This is a genomic window from Chitinimonas sp. (genome assembly GCF_041904975.1).
Lineage (GTDB): Bacteria > Pseudomonadota > Gammaproteobacteria > Burkholderiales > Chitinimonadaceae > Chitinimonas.
Window position 1 is genome coordinate 1 of record NZ_JAYRLZ010000333.1, and the last position, 4248, is coordinate 4248.

Sequence of the window (4248 nt, forward strand, 5' to 3'; positions counted from 1 at the left end):
GTGTGGCCGTGCTCTGCCCGCTTGGCAGGGCCGGCCGCACCTGAGCTTCCGAGCTGATCCGGAGTTACTTTTTCTTGGCCTTTGGCTTGGCCGGGGTGGCGACCTTGGCTTTGAAAGTGGCGCCAGGCGTGAACTTTGGCACGGTGGTGGCGGCAATCTTCAGCTTTTCGCCAGTGCGTGGATTCTTGCCCTCGCGTGCAGCGCGCTGCAGGGATTTGAAGGTGCCAAAGCCCACCAGCGTCACGCTGTCGCCATCGGCAACAGCTTGCGAAACCGCTTCCACAAATGCGTCGAGTGCGTGGCCAGCAGCGGTTTTGGTCAGGTTGGCCTTGTCGGCGATCACGTCGATCAATTCGGACTTGTTCATGCGCTTTGGACTCCAGACGAATAATGGTTTGAGAAAGAAGGCAGCTCGAAAACACGCCTTATTCCAAGCACGAGCATACGGCTATGGCTGCTTGCTTGCGCTTCGCGCCGGCTCGTATCGACGCAACTCGCTGAACCTGCGGGCCCGTGGGCCTTACTGCATTATGCACATGGCAAACCGCCTGTGCACAAGGGTTTGACGCCTTTGTATCAGTGCCACAACTTGCCTTGCAGCATCTGGCCGAACATCACCCAATCGCCGAGCAGGCTGTAGAACGGATACTTGAAGGTTGCCGGTCGATTCTTTTCGAATCCAAAGTGACCCAACCATGCAAAACCATAGCCTGCCAGCGGCATGGCTGCAAAGAACCATGCATTGCGCTCAACGATGCCCAGCAACAGGAGCAGCAGCACCAGGCAGCTGCCGGCGAAATGCAGGCGGCGGCAGGTGAGGTTCTGGTGCTCGGCAAGATAGTAGGGATAGAAGTCGCGAAAGCGTTGAAAAGACACGGTTCGGCTCGTTTGTTTGGCTATACGGGAATCTAGCGCCCATGGCGGCAGATTGCCAGTTGCGCCGCAGCAAAGCAGGGCTCTGTTGCGTAATATGGCGCTGTCACAATCGCATGCCAACATCGCGCCATGCGCGGGAGTCCGTCCAGATGGTTATAGAACAGCCCAGCTTCCACATCGTCCCTGCCGGCCGTGGCCTGCACTGGTTCAGCGCAGGATTCGCCCTGTTCTGGCGCCAGCCCTGGCTTTGGCTGGGCATTACCATGGTATTCCTGCTGATTTTGCTTACCTTGGGCCAGGCGAGCTGGCTGGCGATGGCGGCGCCACTGCTGATGCTGCCGATGTTTGGTGGCTTGCAGATCGGCTGCGCGCAGATGCAGGGCGGCGAGGCGCTGGAGTTCGACCATCTGCTGGCAGGCTTTCAAGCCCCGTTGCGCGGCCTGCTCGGCCTGGCCGCGGCCTATATCGTCATGCAATTGTTTACCGACCAGATCGGCAAGCTGCTGGCCCGCCTGATGGGTCTGCAAGCCTTGTTCGATGCCATGAACCAGGCGGGCACCGGCAATCTGGAGCCGCTGATGAATACGCTACCAAGCCTCGCCGGGGTATTCATGCTATGGCTCTCTGTGGTGGCGGTGCTGGCCTTTCTGGTGTCACTGGCCTTTCTGTTCGCGCCGGCCCTGGTAGCTGTTGGCCGGGTGCTGCCGCAGGCAGCATTGCTGGCTTCGTTTCGCGCCGCCAGCGCCAACTGGCGGGCGCTGAGCGTGTATGGCCTGGTGTTTGCGCTGTTTGCCCTGGTGGCAATGTGCACCGTGCTCGGCGCCTTCCTGCTGTTGCCCTTGAGCATTACCACTGCCTATATCGCCTACCGCGATGTATTTGCCGACCTGCCTGAACAACTCAGTGAGAACCCATGAGCCAGACCGACCCTCATACCGCAGCCAGCGCCGAGAGCCCGTTCAAGGGCAAGACCGGCATCCAGCGACTGATCAACGCCACCGGCTATTCCATCGACGGTTTCCGCGCCGCCTGGCGCCATGAATCGGCGTTCCGGCAGGTGTGCCTGCTGCTGCTCGCCGGCATCGGCATGGCGCTGTATCTGCCCTTACCCCCGTGGGGCCGCGCCTTGATCGTGTTTGCGCATTTCCTCAGCGTGATTGTGGAATTGCTCAACTCCGCCGTGGAAGCGGCGGTCGACCACACCTCGCTCGACCATCATCTGCTGGCCAAGCGCGCCAAGGATCTCGGCAGCGCCGCCCAGCTGGGGGCGCTGCTGAATATGGCGGTCATCTGGGCCATTGTGCTGACGGCTCACTGAGCCGACGGTGCAGCTGCTGGCGAGCAGACAGACGTCGCCTGCCTGACCACCCCTTCATGACACGGGGCAACGCTATGCCTTGAGCTTCGCCAAGCGCGCCATCGCCGCGTCCAATGTCGCTTCACGCTTGGCGAAGCAAAAGCGCACCAGATGCTGGCTGCGGCCATCGGCATAGAAGGCCGATACCGGAATGCTGGCCACACCCACCTCGCGGGTCAGCCATTCGGCGAACGCCAGTTCGTCCAGATCGGGGCGGATGGCGGAATAATCGGCCAGCTGGAAATAGGTACTGGTACTGGGGCGCAAGGTAAAGCCGGCGGCGAGCAGGCCTGTGATCAGATAATCGCGCTTGGCCTGATAGAAGGCAGCCAAACCCTGCCAGCGCCCTGCAATCTGCAAATGCCCGGCCAGGGCCACCTGCATCGGTGTACTGACCGAAAACACCAGGTATTGATGCAGTTTACGGAATTCACTGCTCAAAGTTGGCGGCGCCACGCAATAGCCGATCTTCCAGCCGGTGGCGTGGAAGGTCTTGCCGAATGAGTAGATGGCAAAGCTGCGTTGGCGCAGCTCCGGGTGCGACAGCACGCTCAGGTGGCGTTGTCCGTCGAATACCAGATGCTCATAAACTTCATCGCTGAGCACCAGCAGATCATGGCGCTGTGCCAGCGCGGCCAGCGCATCGAGGTCGGTCTGTGCAAACAGGCTGGTGGCCGGGTTGTTCGGATTGTTGACGATGATCAGCCGGGTGCGCGGCGTTACCGCAGCCTCGACCTGCGCCCAGTCCACGGTGAAATCCGGCGCACTCAGGCTGATCCGCACCGGTAGCGCGCCTTGGGCAATGATGGCCGGCGCATAGCTGTCGTAAGCCGGTTCGATGATGATGGCTTCATCGTCACTACGCAGCACCGCCGCAATGGCGGTGTATAGCGCCTGGGTGGCGCCAGCGGTGATGGTGATTTCGCGCTCGGCATCGACATCAACGCCCTGGCTCGCCTGTAGCTTGGCGGCAATGGCCTGGCGCAGCGCCGGCAGGCCCGGCATCGGTGCGTACTGGTTATGACCGGCCTGCATGGCAGCGTGAACGCCGTCGATCAGGCCGGCATCGACGGCGAAGTCGGGAAAGCCTTGCGATAGATTGATGGCACCGGTTTCAGCCGCAAGCGCGCTCATGCGGCTGAAGATGGTCAAGCCCAGGTCGGGGAATTTTGACTGCAATGGCATGGCAGAACTCGCAGGAATAAAAACCGGATCGTGCCGCTCCGCGGGCGCCAAGCCAAAGACACATTGCTTATTTGCAACGAACCAAAAAACAAGCCCCGCCAGAGACGGGGCTTGCTGCGGCAATGGCTGCTTGCGGACCGGAGCTTACTTGATGATGGCAGCCAGCTCGCCCTTCTTGTAGCGATCGCTCATCTTTTCCATCGACAGCGGCACAATCTTGCTGGCCTGACCAGCACAGCCGAAGGCTTCGAAGCGGGCCTTGCAGATATCCTTGGCCGACAGCATGGCGTCTTTCAGGAATTTGCGCGGATCGAACTCGCTCTTGTTCTGCGCCAGATGGCGACGCACCGCACCGGTCATGGCCAGGCGGATATCGGTGTCGATATTGATCTTGCGCACGCCGTACTTGATGCCGGTAACGATTTCTTCCACCGGCACGCCATAGGTTTCCTTCATTTCGCCACCGAATTCACGAATCACCGCCAGCCATTCCTGTGGCACCGAGCTGGAGCCGTGCATTACCAGATGGGTGTTGGGAATGCGTGCATGGATTTCCTTGATGCGCTCGATGGCCAGAATATCGCCAGTGGGCTTGCGGGTGAACTTGTAAGCGCCGTGGCTGGTGCCGATGGCGATCGCCAGTGCATCGACCTGGGTCTGCTTGACGAAGTCGGCCGCCTGCTCGGGGTCGGTCAGCAACTGGTCGTGGCTGAGCTTGCCCTCGAAGCCATGTCCGTCTTCCTTTTCGCCTTCGCCGGTTTCCAATGAACCCAGACAGCCGAGCTCACCTTCCACCGATACACCGATGGCGTGCGACATTTCCACTACGC

6 protein-coding genes are annotated in these 4248 nt (G+C 60.7%); 2 read left to right on the forward strand and 4 right to left on the reverse strand.

What is annotated here, in order from left to right; all coding sequences use genetic code 11:
* Nucleotides 1-64 precede the first annotated feature (64 nt).
* On the reverse strand, nucleotides 65-367 hold the full coding sequence (locus ACE3OH_RS20190) for an HU family DNA-binding protein (RefSeq protein WP_374357376.1): 303 nt from the start codon (nucleotides 365-367) through the stop codon (nucleotides 65-67).
* A 209-nt stretch (nucleotides 368-576) separates the two neighbouring features.
* Nucleotides 577-876, reverse strand: coding sequence for an Mpo1-like protein (locus tag ACE3OH_RS20195; protein WP_374357378.1), 300 nt, complete (start codon nucleotides 874-876; stop codon nucleotides 577-579).
* A gap of 149 nt (nucleotides 877-1025) precedes the next feature.
* Here ACE3OH_RS20195 and ACE3OH_RS20200 point away from each other — a divergent pair, with 149 nt between their 5' ends.
* Nucleotides 1026-1793: a BPSS1780 family membrane protein gene (locus tag ACE3OH_RS20200; protein ID WP_374357380.1), complete on the forward strand. Its 768-nt coding sequence runs from the start codon at nucleotides 1026-1028 to the stop codon at nucleotides 1791-1793.
* Entirely contained in the window at nucleotides 1790-2194 is a 405-nt protein-coding gene (locus ACE3OH_RS20205; protein ID WP_374357382.1) for a diacylglycerol kinase, read from the forward strand. The genes ACE3OH_RS20200 and ACE3OH_RS20205 overlap by 4 nt, the downstream gene beginning before the upstream one ends.
* 72 nt (nucleotides 2195-2266) lie before the next feature.
* Here the strand turns inward: ACE3OH_RS20205 and ACE3OH_RS20210 are convergent, their stop codons facing one another.
* Nucleotides 2267-3418 carry a methionine aminotransferase gene (locus ACE3OH_RS20210; RefSeq protein WP_374357384.1) on the reverse strand — a complete coding sequence of 384 codons (1152 nt, stop codon included), beginning with the start codon at nucleotides 3416-3418 and terminating at the stop codon, nucleotides 2267-2269.
* 144 nt (nucleotides 3419-3562) lie between these two features.
* Nucleotides 3563-4248: class II fructose-bisphosphate aldolase (locus ACE3OH_RS20215; RefSeq protein ID WP_374357386.1), on the reverse strand; the 686-nt coding region annotated here is incomplete at its 5' end.

Excerpts from the sequence above, each read along its gene's own strand:
- ACE3OH_RS20190 (WP_374357376.1), bottom strand. The coding sequence starts at position 367 with ATGAACAAGTCCGAATTGATCGACGTGATCGCCGACAAGGCCAACCTG.
- ACE3OH_RS20200 (WP_374357380.1), top strand. The coding sequence starts at position 1,026 with ATGGTTATAGAACAGCCCAGCTTCCACATCGTCCCTGCCGGCCGTGGC.
- ACE3OH_RS20205 (WP_374357382.1), top strand. The coding sequence starts at position 1,790 with ATGAGCCAGACCGACCCTCATACCGCAGCCAGCGCCGAGAGCCCGTTC.
- ACE3OH_RS20210 (WP_374357384.1), bottom strand. The coding sequence starts at position 3,418 with ATGCCATTGCAGTCAAAATTCCCCGACCTGGGCTTGACCATCTTCAGC.